Origin of the sequence: Pseudomonas sp. NPDC089918 (genome assembly GCF_050280605.1) — a bacterium.
Taxonomy (GTDB): Bacteria; Pseudomonadota; Gammaproteobacteria; order Pseudomonadales; family Pseudomonadaceae; genus Aquipseudomonas.
Window position 1 is genome coordinate 201,134 of the sequence record NZ_JBNNVP010000002.1, and the last position, 21,932, is coordinate 223,065.

The window sequence follows — 21,932 nt, forward strand, 5'->3', positions numbered from 1 at the left end:
TGACAGCCCGATTGCACGAGGAATGCTGTTCACTTAAGAGAGTCTTGAATCAGAGAAACCTGTGGCGAGGGAGCTTGCTCCCGCTTGAGTGCGTAGCACTCACAAAAATCGGTGATTGTTATCGGATTTTGGGGCCGCTACGCAGCCCAGCGCGAGCAAGCTCGCTCGCTCGCTCGCTCGCTCGCCACAAAGGTACGCACGATCCAAGAGCGCGCCTAAATGAACAGCATTACGATTGCACGAGGTGCGTTCGATCACATTCTCCTCTGACGCGATAACTATTTACCGCCACCGTCCCCGAGAACTTTCCTTAAATGGCTCGCAAATGGAGTGGAACCGCCGCTCCTCGCACCGAGCCATGTTGATATGACCGATAGACTTCTTTTCGACCTCCCCAACCCGGCGCCGATCCTCATCCCTACCCCATCCGCGCTGCCGCCTCTCTACGACGAAAGCCTGTTTCTGCATGCTTCGGCACGCTGGCGCGAAAGCAGCGAGGGCTTGCGCGAGCTTCTTGCCGCCAGTCCGGGAATGCGTGACACGCTCACTCAACTGTTGAAACAAAAACTCGATCTGGCCGGGCAACAAGCTGGCTTGCTCTTCGTCGCCACACAGGAGCATCCGGAACGGTTTGTCAGCTTCACCGATGCCTGCGCCTTCGTCCTGCAACACCCGACACTGGAGACGACGCTCGATGAGCGCTGTCGAGTGACCGGTCTGAATCAGACTCATCCCCTGTCGAACCTGACGCCACTGCAAATGCTCGAACGACTCAAGACACTCAACCCTGAACAGTCGCACCGCGAGCGTTGGGCAACCTACTGGGACACGCGCGCCCCCGGCACTGCGGTATCGCGTAAACAACGGGCAATACAGCTTTACCGTCATCATTTCGAAGCGAGCATCCAACTGGCATTCGCCCAGAGAGCCCTGACGGCGGAACAGCTCAAACCCCTGTTGTTGATCATTGATCCGCCCCTCGGTGCTCTGACGCTGGACAGCCAGCCTGTCCATACCGAGCAATTGGCCCTGGTATTGAGTAACCTCGGCAGAGTCGAACTCCCAGGCGCATGGGTCATCACCACAGGCGAGGCGGCCAGCGGCAGTCAATGGCTGTATCTGCCTTGCCGGCCCGTCGCCATTCAACTTTTCAGTCAACGCAGCGACATGGAGGCATGGCTGCTCCGACAGGCACTCATCCCGACCGGCTTGCCTACCGATAACGTTCGCTTTGAATACACCGCCAAAACCGACCCCATGGGCGTGGGCGCAAGCGACCTGTTTGCGGCCTGCCAGCCGGCTCAGGTCAGCGCGTTACGCCACGCAACCCTCGACAAGCCCGGGTTGGCGGAGCACGGTGCGCAATCCCTCGCCCTGGCTGACCAGGTTGACCAAGAGCGCGGCAAGACTGCCATTCTCGCCTCACCCCCCAAGCTGGAAACCGCCGATGGCGACACGGTGGCCAGTGAACAGCCACTGTTTGGCAGCCTATATGCGGATATCCCCTTGTCACTGCGCCGGGCCGCGCTGAACAAGCAGCGCGATGCGCTCGAAATATTGGTGGCAGAGGTAGGAGATGGCCAGGGCCTGCAACCGTTCAAGGACTCGCTCAAAGCGTTGGAAATCGCCGAAGAAGCCGCAGACAAGGCCGCCTCTGCGTTGCTTTATCGATCGCGCCCACTGGATGTGGTCACGTTCCAGCAGGCGTTCACCGCCCTGCACAGCGCCCATAAGGCCGGTCTGCACGCAGAAGCCAGGCTCCAACTGGCGCTTAAACAACTCAGTGACGAGGAGTGCAGCCTGCTCAAGGCCTTGCTGGACACTCCCGATCATCCAGGTCCGGACCCCGTCGCGGCCAGCCTGACCCTATCGATGACCGAACAGAGCGGTGACAAAACCACGGTCACCGCCCAGGAACTCAACGGCGCATTTATCGTCACCCGAGCGGATGCGCTGGCCGATGCCAATTCGCCGCACAGCGTGCTGCTCTACTGGTCTGGCACCGGCGGTGGTCTGCAACGATTCGCCAACCGTCGTGAGCTTGAACGCCAGGTATTGCAGATTCATCAGCAGGACAATGCACTGACGTTGCAGCTGAATAAAATTCCTGGCGACGCGCTGACGTACGGGCTGAATCAACTGACCAGCGACTTCGAAGAGCAGGCCGGCGCGCTGCGCCAGCGTCACGCCGAGCCGGCCCAGGCCGCGCAGCGTGCCGAACAACTGGAAATCTTGCGCAAACACACCCGCGCCACGTTGCAGGTTCCGGTACATGCTGCCAGGAACCTTGCTTTCGCCCACCTGCAAGAGCAAGACCTCAGCAATATCCTCGCCTCCAACCTGCCAAATTGGCTCAGTGCACTGACCGAGGCTGACCGTACCAGGCTCAAGCGACTGATCGAGGCGTACATCAAGGCGATGCAACGTAGCCACGAACTGATAACAGTCGCCCTGGAACCCCGTGACGACTTCACCCGCAAACACTTGCACGCCCGTCTGCGCAAGGATTTCGCGATCAAGGGCCGTTTCGACGTGAAGCTCGACTTGCCCGATTCGGTGAAATGGGCAAAGCATCTCGATCCCGCTCCCGGAGCGCCAGGAACCCCGCAAAAACTCGTGCTGATTCCAAGTGTGACGCGTAGCAGGATGTCTCTCGAGGACCTGGCCCAACACAATATAGACAACACACCGTCGATGAACCTGGAACCCCTTTCCCTGCGATTGAGCTTCATGCAGGTGGAGGTTACTGCGGCGAATAAGACAGAAGCCCAGGCCCTGAAAAGCGGCATCACCCGTGATTATCTGATGAGGGTCCTGCCGGAGCTCGACCTGCCCAAGGCATACGAAACGCTGATCCGCGACGCGTTCACGGGGGCGGCCACCGAGTCCGTCTTCAGCAAAGAGCATCGCCGCGAGAGCCTGATCGAGCCCTGGGCGCTGATGCTCAAATTGCAGGGTGAGACCGCCCGCCTGCAAAAGCAGATCGACCAAAACGACTTGCAAGTCCTGCACATCGCCATCGACGCCGACAACCCCGAAGCCTGGCGCACCGATGGCAAGCGCATTGTATTGCTGCCGGCCTACTTGAGCGTGGGTGGCAAGGACACACCCAATGAAGGCCCCGTGACTTTGTCTGGCGTGAACTTCATCGAGGAACAGGTCAGCGGGGTCACTTTGCTATACCTGCCCGACAGCCCCGATGGCCAATTCCTGCGCCGTTACGACAGCCTGGAAACCGCTCGCAAAGCCCTGTTCAACCTGTGTCTGCATGACAAATGGGTCGGCTACCTGGCTGGCCGGGCCTTACAGGGCGACGTACGAGCCCACGAAATCCGCATCAAGCAGAGCATGCTTAAACATTTCGACGCCTTGATCGGAGTCGGCTTGCGTTGGCCCGCGACCACCTCGTTGGCCGCCCACCTGGTCAATGCTCATATGGGTCGCCTGATCGAAACTCATCGCGGCACCTCCCGCGCCAACGACGCGCTGTACATGGAGCGTTACGCACTGAAAGGCCCGCGCGCCTTCAACTACATAAAAATGGCTTTTGGACTGGTGCCTTTCGTCGGGACCGCTATCGCACTCTACGATGCCTGGATCGCCGCGAACCAGGCGGTGGCAGCCTTTTTACGCGCAGACGTGGGTGACGGCCTGGCGGAGGTCGAATCGGTGCTGTTGTCGCTGATCGACGCGGCCATGGATCTGCTCCCCGGTGAAGTTGCAGCCTCGGCGCTTTCCCGGACAGCCAGCTCCGTCACGCGCGCGCGCCAGCTGCATAAGTTGGGCACAACGGCGGCCGCGATACAGGTGCCCTCGATGCGTCAGGCCCGGCATGTGGCCGAACGCTTCGCCGGTTACGAGTATGAGCAGGCAATTTCCCTGTCGGGACTCCAGCCGGCAACCCAGGGGACCTATCGCAATATCTACCGCCATACCGAGGGTGATTTTATCGTGCGCCAGGGACGGATTTTCCAGGTCGAGCGCAGCAAGGATTCACGCAACTGGCGCTTGAGCGGCAATAGCCAAAAAACCTACAAACAGCCCATCGCGCTCGATGAAGCAGGCCACTGGGATACTTATTTCGGCGTTTATGGCGTTACGTTCGAAGGCGGGGGGCTCGGTGGCGGCAACATGCTCGGGCACCTGGCGGATACGCTTGATCCGGTATGGCCTCAGGCTCTGCGCGAACGGTTGCCTCGCTGGTGGAGCGACCATGCTTATCGTCGCCATCATGCATTGACCGTAGAGGCCGACAGACTCGCCTTGCAATTCGATACCCAGGTAAAGCGCACCAAAGCCGCCCTGCAAGCCTACAACGCCAATCCAGAGCGTCCCAAGGCGCTGATGCACGAAGCGGAGACAGCCTGCATCGCCGATATCGAGTTAGCCAAACAGCACTACCAGACGCTGGCAGATCTGCTTCCACTCAGCCACGGCAACAAAAAGCGCGCGCTTGTGCAAATGCAAAGCGATGACGCGGCGTTACTGACCGACAGGTACAAGCAACAATTGTTCTTTGCCAATCATCGAACCGATCCCCTGCTGAACAGTATCGATGCGCTGATAGAGAGTCTGGACACATTGCCCGCTACAGCGCTCTCCGACCGGCTGCGGGTGCTGGGGGATATCCGGAAGCTGCGGCTGGAAACGATTAAAGAACTCGACACCATCAAGGCCCAAATGCGGGACCTTAACTATTGGTACGAGAAAATTACCGTCAAGGCACACAAAGCCCAACTGACCCAGGAAATCACAATGCTGAACGGGCGTCTCAGCGAGACAAATCTCCTTTACTTGAGAACCGGTAACTTGCTGGAAATGGTGACACGCTATGACACCGCCAACGATGTGTCCTGGTTCTGGCTCCAAAGCCAGGCGCAAGTGAAAAGAGCCCAAGTCGACCGCGCCCTGTTCACCCAATTCAGTCTGCCGGAAGTCAATGTTACCAAGGCTCAGCGTAACCAGATCCTTCAAGAGTGCATCGAGTACTACAGTCAATTTCGTCGGGATATGAATGCCTGGACTGCCAGCTATCCTCAGCATTTTCATCTGGATGACGTGCCGTCATTGATGGACGGCATCGCGAAAATGGCCGAGAGAGCGCGCAAGGCGCTTGATTTGCCTGCACCGACTATTCCAGGGCGCAGCAACAAAAAAGTGTTCACCACTGAAGGCGACCAATTGTTGATCGGGGTGGAGCGCTGGGAAACGACTACACAAAAGCGGCAATACATCCTGACGGGACGAAGTGGGTACATGGAAATCTGGGAACAAGGGAGCAACGGCAAATTCCGCCTCTTGAACCCACAGCCACAGCCATCCCACTCCATTCGCAGAGAACTTGAACCGTTAGTGGCAGATGCCCGCCACCGATTGCAATCACAAGAAACCTACCAGGCCAGGGTTCAAGCCTACGCGGATCAAGACATGCTCCCGGTGGACCTCGAGCACATGATGGTCAGTGAGGCAAATGAACTCACACGCCGCGCTCTTGGCATCGAGGACATTGCCCCAGGCAATGCCCTTGTCCAGCAGCTACGCGACAAGGCCACCGAACTGATTGCCACCGGTCGCGCACTGCGAACCCGTCAGTCGCTGCTGATTAAAAAACCAACCGATGGCATGCTCGGCGACCTCGTCACGCACCACGTGGTAGATATCCGTAAAACCAGTCCGATCAAAAACCTGGGCAGACGCTCGAATGGTCGAATTGACTATATGCAGGAATACGAAGTCTGGGATTTGACGCAAACACCCGCGAAAGTGCTGTGGTACGCCCACTTCCATTACAACAAGGCCGCACCTGCATTCGGCGCATTCGAGAAAGCCCATTTGAAATTACCGGAACATCGGTTTCTCACCCACGCGGACAACGCCGACCTGCCTTACGCCGATATCGGCAAACAATCTGCCGCGCTGCCACACTTCGAAAACCTCTGATGAAAAAAAGGAGCGGGATTACCCCGCTCCTTCCTGGCGCTTCACGCCAGCTGGCTACGCAACTGCCGTGCTGCCGCGACCATGTTTACCAGCGCTGCTTCGGTTTCCGGCCAGGCGCGGGTTTTCAAACCACAATCGGGGTTGACCCACAACCGCTCGGCTGGAATGCGCTTCACCGCTTTGCTCATCAATTTGACCATCTCGGTCGTGTCCGGCACCCGTGGCGAGTGGATGTCATAGACGCCCGGGCCGATGTCGTTCGGGTAGTCGAACGCTTCGAAGGCCTCCAGCAATTCCATGTCCGAGCGCGAGGTTTCGATGGTGATCACGTCGGCGTCCATGGCGGCGATGGACTCGATCACGTCGTTGAATTCGCTGTAGCACATGTGGGTGTGAATCTGGGTTTCGTCACGCACGCCCGATGCACTCAAGCGGAAGGCTTCCACCGCCCAGTCCAGGTATTCCTGCCATTGCGCCCGGCGCAGTGGCAGCCCTTCACGGAACGCGGCTTCGTCGATCTGCACGATCTTGATGCCGGCGTTTTCCAGGTCCACCACTTCATCGCGCAAGGCCAGGGCCAGTTGCTGCGCCTGAATTTTGCGCGAGACGTCTTCGCGCGGGAACGACCACATCAGCATGGTCACGGGACCGGTGAGCATGCCTTTCATGACTTTGTCGGTGAGGCTCTGGGCGTAGGTGATCCAGTCGACCGTCATCGGTTTCGGACGGCTCAGGTCGCCGTAGATGATCGCCGGTTTAACGCAGCGCGAGCCATAGCTCTGGACCCAGCCGAACCGAGTGAACAAGTAGCCGTCCAGTTGTTCGGCAAAGTACTCGACCATGTCGTTGCGCTCGGCTTCACCGTGCACCAGCACGTCCAGGCCCAGGCGTTCCTGGATTTGCACGGCGTGGCGGATTTCGCTGTGCATGGCATCCGTGTAATCGTTGGCCGACAGCTTGCCTTGCTTGAAGGCCTGGCGCGCCAGACGGATCGAAGCGGTTTGCGGGAACGAACCGATTGTGGTGGTCGGGAACGCCGGCAGTTTCAGCCGTGCCTGTTGTTGTGCGATGCGTTTGGTAAATGGTGAGAGGCGTTGGCTGTCCGCTGCGCCGATGGCATTGATTCGGGCCTGCACATCCGCTTTGTGGATACGCGGAGACTGAGCGCGACTGGCCGCAATGGCGCGGCTTTCAGCCAGGGCGGTTTGCACTTTGGGCGATTGCGGATCGTTGAGGGCATCACGCAGCACGGCGATTTCACCGCACTTCTGCACGGCAAACGCCAGCCAGCTTTTCAGTTCCGGGTCGAGTTTGTCTTCACGGTCCAGGTCCACCGGGCTGTGCAGCAGCGAGCAGGAACTGCTGACCCACAAGTTATCGCCAAAACGCTCCTGGGCCGGCTGCAGTTGCGCGAGGACTTGCTCCAGCTCGCAGCGCCAGACGTTGCGACCGTTCACCAGACCCACCGAGAGAATTTTGTAAGTCGGCAGACGATCCAGCACCTGACCGAGTTGATCCGGTGCGCGCACCGCGTCGATGTGCAAGCCTTGCACTGGCAGGCTGACAGCCAGGCCGAGGTTGTCTTCCAGGCCACTGAAGTAAGTCGCCACGAGTTTTTTCAGCGGCGAATATTGAAGGATGTGATAGGCGCGTTCGAAGGCGTTTTTCCAGGCCTGTGGCAGGTCGAGGGTCAGGATCGGTTCGTCGATCTGCACCCACTCCACGCCTTGGGCTGCGAGGCGACCGAGAATTTCGCCGTAGATCGGCAGCAGGCGCTCCAGCAGGTCGAGCTTGTCGAAGTCATTGCCTTTGGCCTTGCCCAGCCACAGGTAAGTCAACGGGCCGATGATCACCGGTTTGACGTTGTGGCCCAGGGCTTTGGCTTCGTCGACTTCGTCGAACAGCTGTTCCCAGCTCAGTTTGAACTGTTGATCAGCGGTGAATTCCGGGACCAGGTAATGGTAGTTAGTGTCGAACCATTTGGTCAGTTCTTGGGCGTATTGCGCCTGGGTATGTTCACCGCCGCAGCAGGCTGCGGTAGCGCCACGGGCCATGGCGAACAGGGTGTCGAGGGTCGGCAGGCCACGGGAGTCTTTGGCACCGTCGAAGCGCTCGGGAATCACGCCGAAGGTCAGGGAGTGAGTCAGTACCTGGTCGTACCAGGCGAAGTCGCCCACAGGTAGCAGGTCGATGCCAGCGTCTTTCTGCAATTGCCAGTGAGTGGCGCGCAATTGGCGGCCGACGCTTTTCAGCGCGTCCTGATCCAGATCACCCTTCCAGTAGGATTCGAGGGCTTTTTTCAGTTCGCGGTCGGCGCCGATGCGCGGGAAACCAAGTGTGTGGGCCAAGGCCATGGTAAGAGTTCTCTCTATAAAGGACGCTATAAAACATGGTGCTATTGTCGACAGCTCACCCAACATGAGACAAACTCAACCTTTTCGTGTTGATCACAAGTTTTCCTCATGGAGCCCCCGGTGCTTGAAATCCGTCACCTGAAAACCCTGCACGCCTTGCGCGAAGCCGACAGCCTGGTGGATGCGGCCGACCGCCTGCACCTGACCCAGTCGGCACTGTCCCACCAGTTCAAGGAGCTGGAAGAGCGCATGGGCATGCCGTTGTTCGTGCGCAAGACCAAACCGGTGCGCTTCACCAGTGCCGGCTTGCGCCTGCTGCAACTGGCCGACGCCACCCTGCCGCTACTGCGCGGCGCCGAGCGTGACATTGCGCGGCTGGCCGGCGGCACGGCGGGGCGTTTGCACATGGCGATCGAGTGCCACAGTTGCTTTCAGTGGCTGATGCCGACCATCGACCAGTTCCGCGACGCCTGGCCGGAAGTCGAGCTGGACCTGGCCTCGGGTTTCTCCTTCGCCCCGCTGCCGGCGCTGGCCCGAGGCGACCTGGACCTGGTGGTGACCTCCGATCCGCTGGAACTGGTCGGGATCACTTACGTGCCGTTGTTCACCTACGAAGCCATGCTCGCGGTGGCTAACCAGCATCGCCTGGCGAGCAAGCCGTACATCGTGCCCGAAGATCTGCTGACGGAAACCTTGATCACCTACCCGGTGGAGCGTGATCGGCTGGACATCTTCACCCGCTTCCTGGAACCGGCCGACATCGAACCGGCCCAGGTGCGCACCTCGGAACTGACGGTGATGATGATGCAACTGGTGGCCAGCGGTCGTGGCGTCTGCGGCATGCCTCATTGGGCGCTGCATGAATACAGTTCACGGGGTTACGTGAAGGCTAAACGGCTGGGGGAAAAAGGCTTGTTCGCAACACTCTACGCCGGGATTCGCGCCGACATGCTGGATGCACCCTACATGCGCGACTTTTTGCTGACGGCCAAGGACACGTCGTTTTCGACGCTGGACGGGGTTAGTGCAGTGCGCTAATGCTCTGTCACCCGAAATGGCTGGGGCAATGATGATCAAATGTGGGAGCGGGCTTGCTCGCGAAGGCGGGTTCATATTCAACATAAATGTTGGCTGATCTACCGCTTTCGCGAGCAAGCCCGCTCCCACATTGGATCTGCGGGGTTCACAAAAAATGGGGTCATTGCAGATCCCCTGTGTGTAGGATCGGGGTGGTTTCAGATCTCGCGCCACAGGCTTGGCGTCCCCGATGCTCGAAGAAACTGTGGCGAGGGGGCTTGCCCCCGTTCGGCTGCGCAGCAGTCGTAAAACCGGCGAATACGGTTTATCAGATACAACCGGGTTGATTGGTTTTGGGGGCGCTTCGCAGCCCAGCGGGAGCAAGCTCCCTCGCCACAACAGCCCTTATGCCAAAGATTCAGCGGTGAGCTCACGCCACATATGAATCTTGTCGAAATAGTCTTCGCCAACCCGCACGGCCAGTGGCTCAAGCCCGAACTGCACGAAACCGCATCGCTGATACAGCTTGAAGGCGGCTTCGTTGCCTGCGGTAACGGTCAGCTGGATCAGCCTCAGGCCCTGATGGGTCTGTGCTTCAGCCAACGCTGCCTGAACCAGTTGATAGCCGAGCCCGCGCTGCCGAACGTCACCCGAAACGTACATGCCGAACAACGTCGCCTTGTGCCGGGCCTTCTCCCGCGGCTCGAAGGCCAACCCGACGATGCCCGCCAGCTCACCCTTCTCGAACGCCCCGAACACTACATCCAGCTTGCCGGTCAGGCGCGATTCCCACCAACTCAACGGCATTACCGCGCGCTCGCGCACGCTGGACGTGAACGCCTGGGGATGCAAGTCATAGGCTTCAAGCATCAACGCCCGGTAATCCAGGGCATGGCTGGCATCAAGCCGTTGAATCCACATTTCAGGCCACTCGCCGCTGCTCGAGCATCAAGCGCACCGCCAGCCCGGACAGCACGAAGCCCATGAAGTAACGCTGCATCGCCAGCCAGTTCGGGTTGTTGACGAACCAGGAGGCGATGCCCGCGGCAAACAGCGCGATCAGCAGATTGACGCTGAAGCTCACGCTGATCTGGGTCAGGCCGAGGATGATGCTCTGGGTGAACACCGAACCGTGCTCAGGGGTAATGAACTGCGGAAACACCGACAGGTAAAACACCGCGATTTTCGGGTTCAGCGCGCTGGTGAGAAAGCCCATGGTGATCAGCTTGCGGGACGAGTCCGCTGGCAACTGCTGCGCCTCGAACGGCGAACGCGCACCGGGCTTGACCGCCTGCCAGGCCAGCCACAACAGGTACAACGCACCGGCCCACTTCAACACTTCATAGGCCATCGGCACTGCCACGAACACCGCGGTCAAACCCGCAGCGGCCGCGAACAGGTGCACTAAAAACCCCGCGACCACGCCGAGCAACGAAGTCACTCCGGCCTTGCGCCCCTGGCAAATTGAACGAGAGATCAGGTAGATCATGTTTGGCCCGGGCGTGAGTACCATCAGCAGCGCCGCCGCGGCGAAAATCAGCAAATCTTGAAGCGGGATCATGGGCATCCTCCGTCCTTGGACGATCAAGCGGTTTCGTTCAGTGAGGCTCGATAAAACGGCAATATCTGGTCCCGTGTCAATGGCGCCAGCATGACATCGCCGTCGGTGGCAGGATCGATCCAGCGCACTTCTTCGATTTCCGCCGCTGGGGAAACGTGTGAGTCGATGGTCAATTGAAAGAGTTCGGCGTGTACGACAAAACCCGGCTCATTGGCGGCCGGTGCCGAGAATTGCCCCAGGTAGGCGGCTTGCGCCGGATCGATGACCAGTCCCAGTTCCTCTTCCAGCTCCCGGGCGAGGGCATGGACCGGTTGCTCATGGGCCTCGATCTTGCCTCCCGGCTGCATGAACGCCTGGGTGCCGCGCTTGCGCACCAGCAGGGTGCGACCGTCGGGGCCGATCAGCAGGGCTGCGGCAATGCGGATGAGACGAGACGAAGCGGCGGATGAAAGCGTCATGGATCAGGATTGGCCTTGGGCAAAAGACGCAAGGATCACATGAGCACTGCTTCTGTGGCGAGGGGGCTTGCCTGTGGCGAGGGGGCTTGCCCCCGTTTGAGTGCGTAGCACTCACAAAGATCTTTGGTGCATTGGAGATTTTGGGGCTGCTTCGCAGCCCAACGGGGGCAAGCCCCCTCGCCACAGACCCTCACCACAGACCCTCGCCACAGACCCTCACCACAGGGCTCCCACAGGGGATCAGTGTTGAGCCTTGAACACTTAGCTCGTCTCGAGAAGCGCGCCCTCCACTTCCTCCGGCACTTTCACAAAAATGCTGTACCTGGCACCTTCCATCGCCTCGAAAGCGATCAACTTCTCCACCAGTGGCCCATTCAACACCTTGCCGGCATTGAGCAGCAGCATGCCGTTGTCGGCGTTGAGATTGCGCGCCAGGATCATGCCCGCCGCCAGATCCCGGGTGGTCAGCACCTTGACCGTCGGATCGGCCAGCGTCACGTCGCTCAGATAAGTGGCGCAGACCTGAATGAAATCCTCCACCAGTTCCGGGTCGTAGAGGCGACCGGCGTACTGGCGGATGTACACCAGGGCTTCATCGCTGTTCATCTGCCGTTCGAGGATCAGCCCGCGCTGCAACTCGATGAAATCCACCGCCAGTTTCAGCAACCGCGAACCGAACGGAATCGCTTCGCCCTTGAGCCGATCCGGAAAACCGCTGCCGTCCCAACGCTCCTGGTGATGCAGGATCAGCCGAGCGGCATCCTTCATTGGGTCGAGCGTCATCAGCAGCGACTCACTCTGCTTCGGGTACCCCCGATAGCGCTCGCGATCATTGTGATGCAGCAGGTCCGAGGGCGTGCTCATCATGCTGTCGGTCCAGCTCAACTTTCCGATGTTGTAAAGCGCCGCGGCCATGGTCAGGTCACGACTGCTGCCTTCGTCCAGACCATGCAGTTTGCAGTACACCCGCACCAGTTCGATGATCTGCCGGTTGGTCTGTTTGGCGGGCGGCAGGCGCAGGTTGGCCAGCAACGAAAACACCTCGGTGCCAGTGACATAGCTGCGCTTGAGCTCTTCGTAGGCCAGGTCCAGCATGTCGGCGGTCTGCTGCAGCTCGCTGGTGCGGGCCGCGACGTGTTTTTCCAGGGTGGCGTTGAGCAGCTTCAGCTTCTCGTTCTGATCCCACGTCTCCTGCACCAGACGCAAGCGTTCACGCTCGGAATGCTGATAGGCAAGTGATTGTCGAAGGGTCAGCAGCATTTCCTCATCGTGCCAGGGTTTGCTGATGTAACGATGAATCTGCCCTTCATTGATGGCTTTGATAATGGCCGACGGATCGGCATAACCCGTCAGCATGATCCGGAGAGTGTCGGGGTAACGCTGATGGACATGAGCCAGCAGCGTGGCGCCGTCCATATTGGGCATGCGCGCGTCACTCATCACCAGATCGATCGGCTGCTGCGCCATGATCTCCAGCGCCTGGGCACCGCTGGTGGCCAGCAGTACCTCGTAGGGCTGACCGCGCAGCAGACGGCGCAGACTATTGAGAATCGACTCCTCATCGTCGACCAGCAGTAATTTGGGTTTATAGGTCTCAGTCGTGGGGAGTTGCTCTTCCATGGCATTACCTCAAGTGAAACGTGTGTCTTTATGTCGCGCGCGGGGCAAACGTCCTGGCGCCCCGAGCCTGACTTACAGGCTAGATGATTTTCAGCCCGACCCCGGAAATGATTCGTTTCAGTCAACCGGGCGAATTTCTGGCCGGGCGACTATGCTCAGATCACTCGGATCCAGAACGATACCCGCTTCATCCAGCGATCAGGGAAGGGATACCCTCTATGAACTCATTGCACCAACCTGCAGTCGGTACAGGCGCATGTCAGTGAATACGCTGCTTGCGCGTATTAATCGTCGGATTCTCATCGTCGATGACACGGCGTCGATCCATGAGGATTTTGCCAAGATTCTCAGCCCGCCATCGATCGAAGACGACAGCCTGATCAACGCCGAAAACGCCCTGTTCGGTACCCCGGCGTCGGTATCGTTGCAAAGTTTCGTCATCGATTCCGCGTTTCAGGGCCGCGAAGCGCTGGACAAGGTCGAGAGCGCACTGGCGAATGACTCGCCCTACGCGATGGCCTTTATCGACATGCGCATGCCGCCGGGCTGGGACGGTCTGGAAACCATCGAACGCTTGTGGCAAGTCGATCCCAAGCTGCAGGTGGCGCTCTGCACCGCGTATTCCGACTATTCCTGGGAAGACATCGCCGAGCGCCTGGAACTGGGCGATCGCCTGCTTATCCTGAAAAAACCCTTCGATGCCATCGAGATCCGTCAGATGGCCAGCGCATTGACCGCCAAGTGGCAAATGACCGAAGACGCGGCGCTGAAGATGTCCTTGCTGGAGCACGCGGTCGAAGAGCGCACCCGGGAATTGTCCGACGCCAACATCATCGTGCAGAACAGCCCGACCATTCTGTATCGGCTGCGGGGCGAACCGTCGTTCCCGTTGATGTACATCTCCCACAACATCACCAAATACGGCCACATCGCGGCGGCCCTGGTGGCGTCGGCCAATTGGGCGCAGGAGCTGATCCATCCTGACGATCAAGCAAAAGTCGATACGGCGATGGCCAGGGTACTGGACCGCCATGCGTCAGGGGCTTCCATCGAGTTTCGGATGCGCACCGGTGACGGGGACTGGCGCTGGGTCGAAAACCGCTATATCCCGGTGCGCGATGATGAAGGCCGCTTGCTGGAAGTCGAAGGCATCATCATCGACGTCACCGAACGCAAACTGGCCGAGGAAAAAATCGCCCTGTTGGCCCGCACCGACGGGCTGACCGGGCTGGCCAACCGCGCGACGCTGATCGAGCGGCTGCACCAGGCGTTCGCCGCCGCCCGGCGCGGGGCCACACCGTTCGCCATGTTCTATCTGGATCTGGATCACTTCAAACGCATCAACGACACCCTGGGCCACCCGGTAGGCGACCTGTTGCTGCAGGAGGTTGCCAGGCGCATCAAAAATTGCGTGCGCGAAAACGACGTGGTCGCCCGCCTGGGTGGCGACGAGTTCGCGATCCTGCAACTGGACGTCGGCGACCCGACCCAATCAGCAGCCCTGGCTGCCAAGGTCCGCGATGCACTGGTGCTGCCCTATTCCCTGGCCGGCAATGATGTGCGGGTCTCGGTCAGCATTGGCATCAGCAGCTACGTCCCGGCCAGTCTCAGCGCCGACAGCCTGTTGACCCAGGCCGACATGGCGCTGTATCGCTCCAAGGAAAAGGGCCGCAACCAGTACCACTTCCACTCCGAGGAGATCAATCAGGAAGTGGTCGAGCGCATGACCATCGCCAACGACCTGAAAAAGGCCATCGAACACGACGAGCTCGAACTGCGTTACTGGCCGGAAGTAGACCTGAGCAGTGGCAAGATCCTCGGCATGGAGGCGCAGGTCAGCTGGAACCACCCCATACGCGGTTTACTGGAAGCCCCTGCGTTTCTGCCCGCGGCGGAAAAGACCGGCATCATCATCGCTCTCGGTCACTGGGTGCTGGAGCGCGCCTGTCGGCAAATGCGCCAGTGGCGAGACGAAGGCATGGCGCCACCGGTGGTGGCGATAAAACTGTCCCTGGCCCAACTCAAGAGTGGCCCCGAGCTGATCTATGACGTGTTACGCACCACCGCGCGCTGGGAACTGTGCCCGTGGGACCTGCGTTTCGACGTCACCGAAGCGACCCTGGCCCAGACCAAGTGGACGCACAACGATATCCTGCCGCGCCTGCATGAACTGGGGGTGAAGATCGCCATCGATGACTTCGGCACCGAATACTCTTCGTTCGACTACCTCAAGACTTACCAGGTCAATCACCTGAAACTCGCTCAGGCGTTCATCGACACCGCCGCCCATGACGCGGCCAGTGCCACCACCCTGCGAGCAATCATCAATTTCGCCCGCGACGTCGGGATCGGCATCATCGCCGAAGGCGTCGAAACCCAGGAGCAACGCCGTTCGCTGATAGCCACCGGCTCACCGATGAACGCCCAGGGGCACTACTTCAGCCAAGCGGTCAGCAGCCAGCAGGCCGCCGAGCTGCTGAAGGCTGGGAGTATCGTGCACACCAACCCCGAAACCGGAGCGGTACCGGGTGCTCCATGGCGCACCACGGAGGGCAAGGAATGAAAACTCCGTTCGTCCAGGCTAACCGGCGCATCCTGATCATCGACGACACACCTTCGATCCATCAGGACTTTCGCAAGATTCTCGGCCCGGATACCGACGACGAACAAACCCTCGCCGGCACTGAAGCCGCGCTGTTCGGCAGCCCGCAGTCCGCACGGCTGGTGTTCCAGCTCGACTCCGCCTATCAGGGCGAGGAAGCACTCGAACTGGTCAAGCGTGCCCAGGCACAAGGTCGGCCTTACGCCATGGCGTTCACCGACATGCGCATGCCCCCGGGCTGGGACGGCCTGGAAACCATCGAACAGCTCTGGAAGGCTGATCCTCACCTGCAAATCGCGCTGTGCACGGCCTTCTCCGATTACACCTGGGAAGCCATGGCCGAGCGACTGGAGTTCGGCGATCAGTTGCTGGTGCTGAAAAAACCCTTCGACAGCCTGGAAATCCGCCAGATGGCTAGCGCCTTGACCTGGAAGTGGCAGATGGCGCAGGACGCGGCCATGAAAGTGCAAACACTGGAGCAAACCATCGAGGCCCGGGTCCATGAGCTGCTCAAGGTGTCGCACTTGTTGCAGTACGACGTATTGACCGAATTGCCCAACAGCACCTTGCTGGGCGACCGGCTGAACCAGTCATTGGCCCTGTCGCGACGCCATGACAAACAACTGGCGGTGATGTTTCTGGGGCTCGATCGCTTCAAGCGCATCAACAATGCCTTGGGTCACCCGACCGGTGACGAGATGCTCAAACGTGTCGGGCACAATCTGGTGGCCTGCGTGCGCGCATCCGACTCGGTGTTTCGTTACGGCTCCGATGAGTTTGTGGTGATCCTGGCTGACATCCATCACCCCCAACAGACCAAGGGCATCGCCGAAAAGCTCTTGAACGCCATACGCGCGCCTCAACACATTGCCGGCCACGACCTGAGCGTGACGGCCAGCCTGGGCATCAGCATCTACCCCGAGGACGGTTTCGATGCCATCGCGCTGATCAAAAAAGCCGAAACCGCCATGCGCAACGTCAAGGAAAGCGGCCCTAACGATTTCAGCTTTTTCATCGATGAGATGAACCAGCGCGCCCGGGAACAGCAGAGCATCGAGTCGGGTATTCGCCTGGCGCTGGAACGCAACGAATTTGTCCTGCACTACCAGCCCAAACTTGACCTGGGCAGCGGCAAGGTGGTCGGCGCCGAGGCATTGATCCGTTGGCAAAAGCCGGGGCAAGGCTGGGTTTACCCGACAGATTTCATCGGTGTGGCCGAGGACAGCGGCTTGATCGTACCGTTGAGCAAATGGGTGCTGGCCCAGGCCTGTCAACAAGCCTGCGCCTGGCAGGCGAAAGGTCTGCCGAAACTCTGCATGTCGGTGAACGTGTCGGCCATCGATTTCCGTCAGCGGGACTTTGTCAAAGGGATCGAACAGATACTCAAGCAAACCGGTATGGACCCCACCTTGCTGGAGCTGGAAATTACCGAAGGCGTATTGATGCAGAACGTCGATGCCACGATGCTCGCGCTGAATCGGCTCAAGGCATTGGGCGTACGGCTGGCTATCGATGACTTCGGCACCGGCTATTCGAGCCTGAGTTACCTGCAACGGTTTCCCATCGATGTGTTGAAAATCGACCAGTCATTCATTCGTGGCCTGAGCCGTGACAGCAATGACGCGGCCCTGGTCAGCGCCATCATCAGCCTGGGCAAGAGCCTCAAACTGACCGTCATTGCCGAAGGGGTGGAAACCCTCGAGCAATTGAATTTTCTCAAGGCCCTCCAATGCGAGGAAGGCCAGGGTTATTACTTCAGCAAAGCCGTGGAGCCGGAGGCCTTCGTGCAATACCTGATGTCCGTGCAGCCTGCTCCATCCACCACCAGATAAACGATGTGCAACGACACCCAGGCCCCCTGCGCCAAGGAATCATAAGATGTCGAGCCCCTTCTACTACCTGCTTCTTGCGCCTCTACTCGGATGCTGTCTGATAGCCAACGGCGCGCCGCTGGACGAACCGCTCAAACCCTTGCCCGCGGTGCCCCAGCAGAACCCCTTGCAAGTTGAACTCGGTCGCCGGTTGTTCAACGAGCCACGCCTGTCGGTCAACAACAGCCTGTCCTGCGCCAGTTGCCATCGTCTGGAAATCGGAGGTGCAGACGACAAAGCATTGTCTATCGGTTTCAAAGGCAATCCCCTGACGATCAACACCCCCAGCGTCTTCAACTCAAGCCTGAATTTCCGGCAATTCTGGAACGGCCGCGCCGACACCCTGGAAACACAGGCCCACGAAGTGGTGCAGAGCCCCAGCGAAATGGGCAGTCATTGGGAGCATGTCGTTCAGACACTGACCGCCGACCCGGCTTACAAAAGCGCTTTCGCCAAGGCCTACCCGGACGGCGTGACCATGAACAATGTGCAAAATGCCCTGGCCACCTATGAGCGCACGCTGATCAGCGCCAACTCGCGTTTCGACCAATACCTGCTGGGCAATACCGAGATTCTGACGACCGAGGAGAAATACGGTTACCAACGTTTCAAGGACTACGGCTGCATCGCCTGCCATCAGGGGGTCAATATCGGCGGCAACATGTTCCAGAAATTCGGGGTCATGGGCGATTACTTCCAGATTCGGGGCAACCCCACCGAAGCCGATCTGGGCCGCTATCTGGTCACCAAAGATGAAGAAGACCGCAACGTGTTCAAGGTTCCGAGCCTGCGCAACGTCGCCGTGACCGCACCGTACTTTCATGACGGCTCGGCCAAGACCCTCGAAGAAGCGGTAGACGTGATGTTCAAGTTCCAGCTCGGTCGCGTGCCCTCTGACAAGGACAAAACCTTGATCGTCAAATTCCTCAAGACCCTGACCGGTGAGTGGGGAGGCAAATCTTTATGAAAACGTACCACCGTCGCAACCTCTTGTTGCTCAGTGGCGTGGCCGTGTTGCTGGCCTCGACACTGCTGTTTCTGTACCTCAAATCAAGCTCCGACCAGACCTCGACGTACGCCGAATCCCGGGACCTGATTGGCCGGATCAAACAGTTCAACGCGCAGTGGGAAACCGAGATTCTCAAGGCCAGGATTGCCATCAGTCACAACTACGACCCGCTGGTTGCACCACTGACCGAGATGACACACCTGTGGGAGCGGTTCGAGACCATGGAATCCAGTCATGGTCGCAATGACTCGCCGATCTGGCGTGCCAGCCATGAGGCTTACCACGCAGCCATTCAGGAAAAAACCCGATTGGTGGAGCAGTTCAAATCGCACAACGCTGTGCTGCGTAACTCACTGGCGTTTTTGCCCACCGCCGAAGATGATATCCAGGAACCGCTTACCCAACTGGTCGACGAAGACAAACTGCAACTACAGAACATCGCCACCGACACCTACGACTTGCTGCTCAGCAGCCTGGAGTTCGCCCAGGTCACCTCCGACGACAAAGCGGCCGATATCCTGGTCGGGCTGAACAAACTGCAGGTGAACAAGGAACGATTACCGGAGCAGTTTCATAGCCCGATCGATGTCTTGAGCAGTCACATTGCGCTGATCCTGCGGGAACAACCCGTGGTCAATCGGCTGCTGGAAAATATCGAAGCCGTTCCCGTGGCCGCACGGCTGGACGACATGACTGCGCTGCTGAACAAGGATCAGCAGCAAACCGATGCAGCCAACCGGCGCTACCACCTCTACATGTTGGTATTTTCGACGCTGCTGGTGATGGTGCTGGTGTACCTGGCCATTCGCCTAATGCGCAGCTTCGGGGAGACCCATCGGGTCAACAAGGAACTGCAAACTGCCAACGACGTACTCGAACAACGGGTCGAAGAACGCACCCGCGAACTCAAGGATACCCAGAGTGAACTGCTCGACACCGCGCGCCAGGCCGGCATGGCTGAAATCGCCACCAACGTGCTGCACAACGTCGGCAACGTGCTCAACAGCGTGAACATCTCGGCCGATCTGGTCACCCGCAAGCTGCGTAACAGCAAGACCCAGGGACTGGGCAAGGCGATGCTGCTGATCAACGCGCATCAAGACGACTTGGGCGCCTTCCTGACCCAGGACGAGAAAGGAAAACTGCTGCCCGGTTACCTGAACCAACTGGTGGATGCCATTGCCCTTGAGCAACAAGGCATGGCCGACGAACTCGGGCAACTGAGCAAAAGCGTCGATCACATCAAGGACATCGTCGCCACCCAGCAATCCTACGCGGGTGCCAACAGCCTGATGGAGCCGTTGCACATCAACGAACTGCTGGAAGATGCCCTGCGGATGAACGCTGGCGCCCTGACCCGGCATCACGTCACGGTGGTCAAGGAGTACGGCGACGTACCGCAAGTGATGGGCGACAAACACCGGTTGTTGCTGATCCTGATCAACCTGATCAGCAACGCCAAATACGCCATGACTGACCTCAGCAATCGCCCGCGACAAATGACCCTTGGGGTGAAAGTCGTCGAAGACACGATCCTGCAAATCAGCGTCAAGGATGACGGCGAAGGCATCGCGCCGGAGAACATGACGCGGATCTTTGCCCATGGTTTTACCACCCGCAAGGAAGGTCACGGCTTCGGCCTGCACAGCTGTGCCCTGGCCGCAATCGAGATGAACGGCCATCTCACCGCCCACAGCGACGGACCGGGCAAAGGTGCACTGTTCACTTTGCAGATCCCGTTGAAACCCGTCATGGAGGAAGCATGAGCGATCTTTCAAACCGACGCATTTTGCTGATCGACGACACACCGTCCATCCATGAAGATTTTCGCAAGATCCTCACCCCGACATCAGCGCAGCATGCAGAGCTGGACGAAATGGAGGCCGCGCTGTTCGGCAGCGAAGCGAAATCCACCAACCTGCTGTTCGAGCTGGATTCGGCCTATGGCGGTCAGGAGGGGCTGGGCAAACTCATCCAGGCATTACAGGAAAACCGCCCCTATGCGCTGGCCTTCGTCGACATGCGCATGCCCGAGGGTTGGGACGGCGCGCAGACCATCGAACACCTGTGGCAGGAAGACCCGCAGCTGCAAGTGGTGGTGTGTACTGCCTATTCCGACTATTCGTGGGATGAACTGCTGGAACGCTTGCACGCCCATGATCGCCTGCTGATTCTGAAAAAGCCGTTCGACAACATTGAAGTCCAGCAGATGGCCAACACCCTGCTCACCAAATGGGAAATGACCGAACGGGCGTCTATTCAGATGATCCATCTGGAGCATCTGGTGGATCAGCGCACGGACCAGTTCAAGCAGGCCAGCGAGGCGTTGCAGCGGGAAATCGACGAGCGCAAACAGCTTGAATCCCAATTGGTGCAGTCGGAAAAGCTCGCCTCGCTGGGGCAACTGGCGGCGGGCGTCGCCCATGAAATCAATAACCCCATCGGCTTCATTTCCTCCAACCTCGGCGCCCTCGATGGCTACTTCAAGCAACTGCAGGAAATGCTTGATGCCTATCGGGAGGCGGAAAACGCCATTGGCTCAAGCGAGGTCATCGAGCAACTCAGTCAGTTGCGTGAACGGGTGGAACTGGACTTTCTGCGTGAAGACATTCCCCTGCTGATCAAGGAATCCAAGGATGGCATCGGCCGGGTCGGGCGAATCGTCAAAGACCTGAAGGACTTCTCCCGCGTCGACTCCAATCAGGAATGGCAGTGGGCCAATCTGCAACAGGGCATCGAGTCGACCTTGAACATCGTCGCCAATGAACTCAAGTACAAGGCCGATGTGGTGAAGGAGTTTCAACAGCTGCCCGATATCGAATGCCTGCCGTCGCAAATCAATCAGGTGATCATGAACCTGATTGTCAACGCGTCTCAGGCAATGGGGCCGAAACGGGGCACCATCACGCTACGCACCGGGCTTGAAGGTGAAACGGTATCGATCGAGGTCGCGGACACGGGCATAGGTATCGAGCCGGACAACCTGCAGAAAATATTCGACCCGTTCTACACCACCAAACCGGTGGGCCAGGGGACAGGGCTCGGGTTGTCCCTGTCCTATGGCATCGTGAAAAAACACCAGGGCGATATTTCGGTACGCAGCGAAGTCGGGGTGGGCAGCACCTTTCGGGTCGAGTTGCCGGTGCGCCAATCGAAAGCGGCTGTCTGACCAGCCGAACAAGGGATCAAATCTCAATCCGGGCTGTTTTCGTTTTTTCTCCAGGCGCAGAATGCCTGACGCCCTGCTCTAACACAGGAGATCTTGTGGCGAGGGGGCTTGCCCCCGTTCGGCTGCGAAGCAGCCGTAAAACCTGCAAATGAGATCTGTCAGGAAGAATGCAGTGAATCGTTTGGGACTGCTGCGCAGTCCAACGGGGGCAAGCCCCCTCGCCACAGAGCCTGTATGCCACTGCCTACCCTTACCGAGTCCGAACCCAAGAAAACCGTTTGAGCCTGTCCCTCCTGAGTCGCTCGCCCTTTTCCAAGTGACCCGCCGTAAG

The 21,932-nt window shown here is 59.1% G+C and carries 12 protein-coding genes; 7 read left to right on the forward strand and 5 right to left on the reverse strand.

Annotated features, from left to right (window positions below):
- Nucleotides 1–366: 366 nt before the first annotated feature.
- Nucleotides 367–5,940, forward strand: a complete 5,574-nt coding sequence (locus tag ACQKPC_RS02420; protein WP_427622982.1) for a hypothetical protein — start codon at nucleotides 367–369, stop codon at nucleotides 5,938–5,940.
- Nucleotides 5,941–5,981: 41 nt separating this feature from the next.
- Here the strand turns inward: ACQKPC_RS02420 and metE are convergent, their stop codons facing one another.
- The gene (metE, locus tag ACQKPC_RS02425) at nucleotides 5,982–8,294 is read right to left on the reverse strand and encodes a 5-methyltetrahydropteroyltriglutamate--homocysteine S-methyltransferase (protein ID WP_427622983.1); all 2,313 of its coding nucleotides are present in this window, start codon (nucleotides 8,292–8,294) and stop codon (nucleotides 5,982–5,984) included.
- A 120-nt stretch (nucleotides 8,295–8,414) separates the two neighbouring features.
- On the opposite strand from metE, the gene metR reads away from it, so the two are divergent.
- On the forward strand, nucleotides 8,415–9,332 hold the full coding sequence (gene metR, locus ACQKPC_RS02430) for a transcriptional regulator MetR (protein WP_007898547.1): 918 nt from the start codon (nucleotides 8,415–8,417) through the stop codon (nucleotides 9,330–9,332).
- Nucleotides 9,333–9,716: 384 nt separating this feature from the next.
- On the opposite strand, the gene ACQKPC_RS02435 is transcribed toward metR, so the two are convergent.
- From ACQKPC_RS02435 to ACQKPC_RS02450, 4 genes are all read right to left on the reverse strand, one after another.
- On the reverse strand, nucleotides 9,717–10,232 hold the full coding sequence (locus ACQKPC_RS02435) for an N-acetyltransferase family protein (RefSeq protein WP_427622984.1): 516 nt from the start codon (nucleotides 10,230–10,232) through the stop codon (nucleotides 9,717–9,719).
- A 1-nt stretch (nucleotide 10,233) separates the two neighbouring features.
- Complete coding sequence (locus ACQKPC_RS02440; protein WP_008072313.1) at nucleotides 10,234–10,872, reverse strand: LysE family translocator; 639 nt, start codon at nucleotides 10,870–10,872, stop codon at nucleotides 10,234–10,236.
- Nucleotides 10,873–10,895: 23 nt separating this feature from the next.
- Nucleotides 10,896–11,330: an NUDIX hydrolase gene (locus tag ACQKPC_RS02445; protein ID WP_427622985.1), complete on the reverse strand. Its 435-nt coding sequence runs from the start codon at nucleotides 11,328–11,330 to the stop codon at nucleotides 10,896–10,898.
- Between the two features lie 261 nt (nucleotides 11,331–11,591).
- Entirely contained in the window at nucleotides 11,592–12,950 is a 1,359-nt protein-coding gene (locus tag ACQKPC_RS02450; RefSeq protein WP_427622986.1) for an HD domain-containing phosphohydrolase, read from the reverse strand.
- Nucleotides 12,951–13,206: 256 nt separating this feature from the next.
- Here ACQKPC_RS02450 and ACQKPC_RS02455 point away from each other — a divergent pair, with 256 nt between their 5' ends.
- The 5 genes from ACQKPC_RS02455 to ACQKPC_RS02475 are packed head-to-tail and all read left to right on the forward strand — an operon-like array spanning nucleotide 13,207 to nucleotide 21,601.
- A complete protein-coding gene (locus ACQKPC_RS02455) occupies nucleotides 13,207–15,513 on the forward strand; it encodes an EAL domain-containing protein (protein ID WP_427622987.1) in 2,307 nt (768 codons plus the stop codon).
- Nucleotides 15,510–17,384 carry a putative bifunctional diguanylate cyclase/phosphodiesterase gene (locus ACQKPC_RS02460; RefSeq protein WP_427622988.1) on the forward strand — a complete coding sequence of 625 codons (1,875 nt, stop codon included), beginning with the start codon at nucleotides 15,510–15,512 and terminating at the stop codon, nucleotides 17,382–17,384. The genes ACQKPC_RS02455 and ACQKPC_RS02460 overlap by 4 nt, the downstream gene beginning before the upstream one ends.
- Before the next feature lie 46 nt (nucleotides 17,385–17,430).
- On the forward strand, nucleotides 17,431–18,390 hold the full coding sequence (locus ACQKPC_RS02465; protein WP_427622989.1) for a cytochrome-c peroxidase: 960 nt from the start codon (nucleotides 17,431–17,433) through the stop codon (nucleotides 18,388–18,390).
- Entirely contained in the window at nucleotides 18,387–20,198 is a 1,812-nt protein-coding gene (locus ACQKPC_RS02470) for a DAHL domain-containing protein (RefSeq protein WP_427622990.1), read from the forward strand. The genes ACQKPC_RS02465 and ACQKPC_RS02470 overlap by 4 nt, the downstream gene beginning before the upstream one ends.
- Entirely contained in the window at nucleotides 20,195–21,601 is a 1,407-nt protein-coding gene (locus tag ACQKPC_RS02475; protein ID WP_427622991.1) for an ATP-binding protein, read from the forward strand. Before ACQKPC_RS02470 ends, ACQKPC_RS02475 begins: the two co-directional genes overlap by 4 nt.
- The last annotated feature ends 331 nt before the right edge of the window (nucleotides 21,602–21,932 follow it).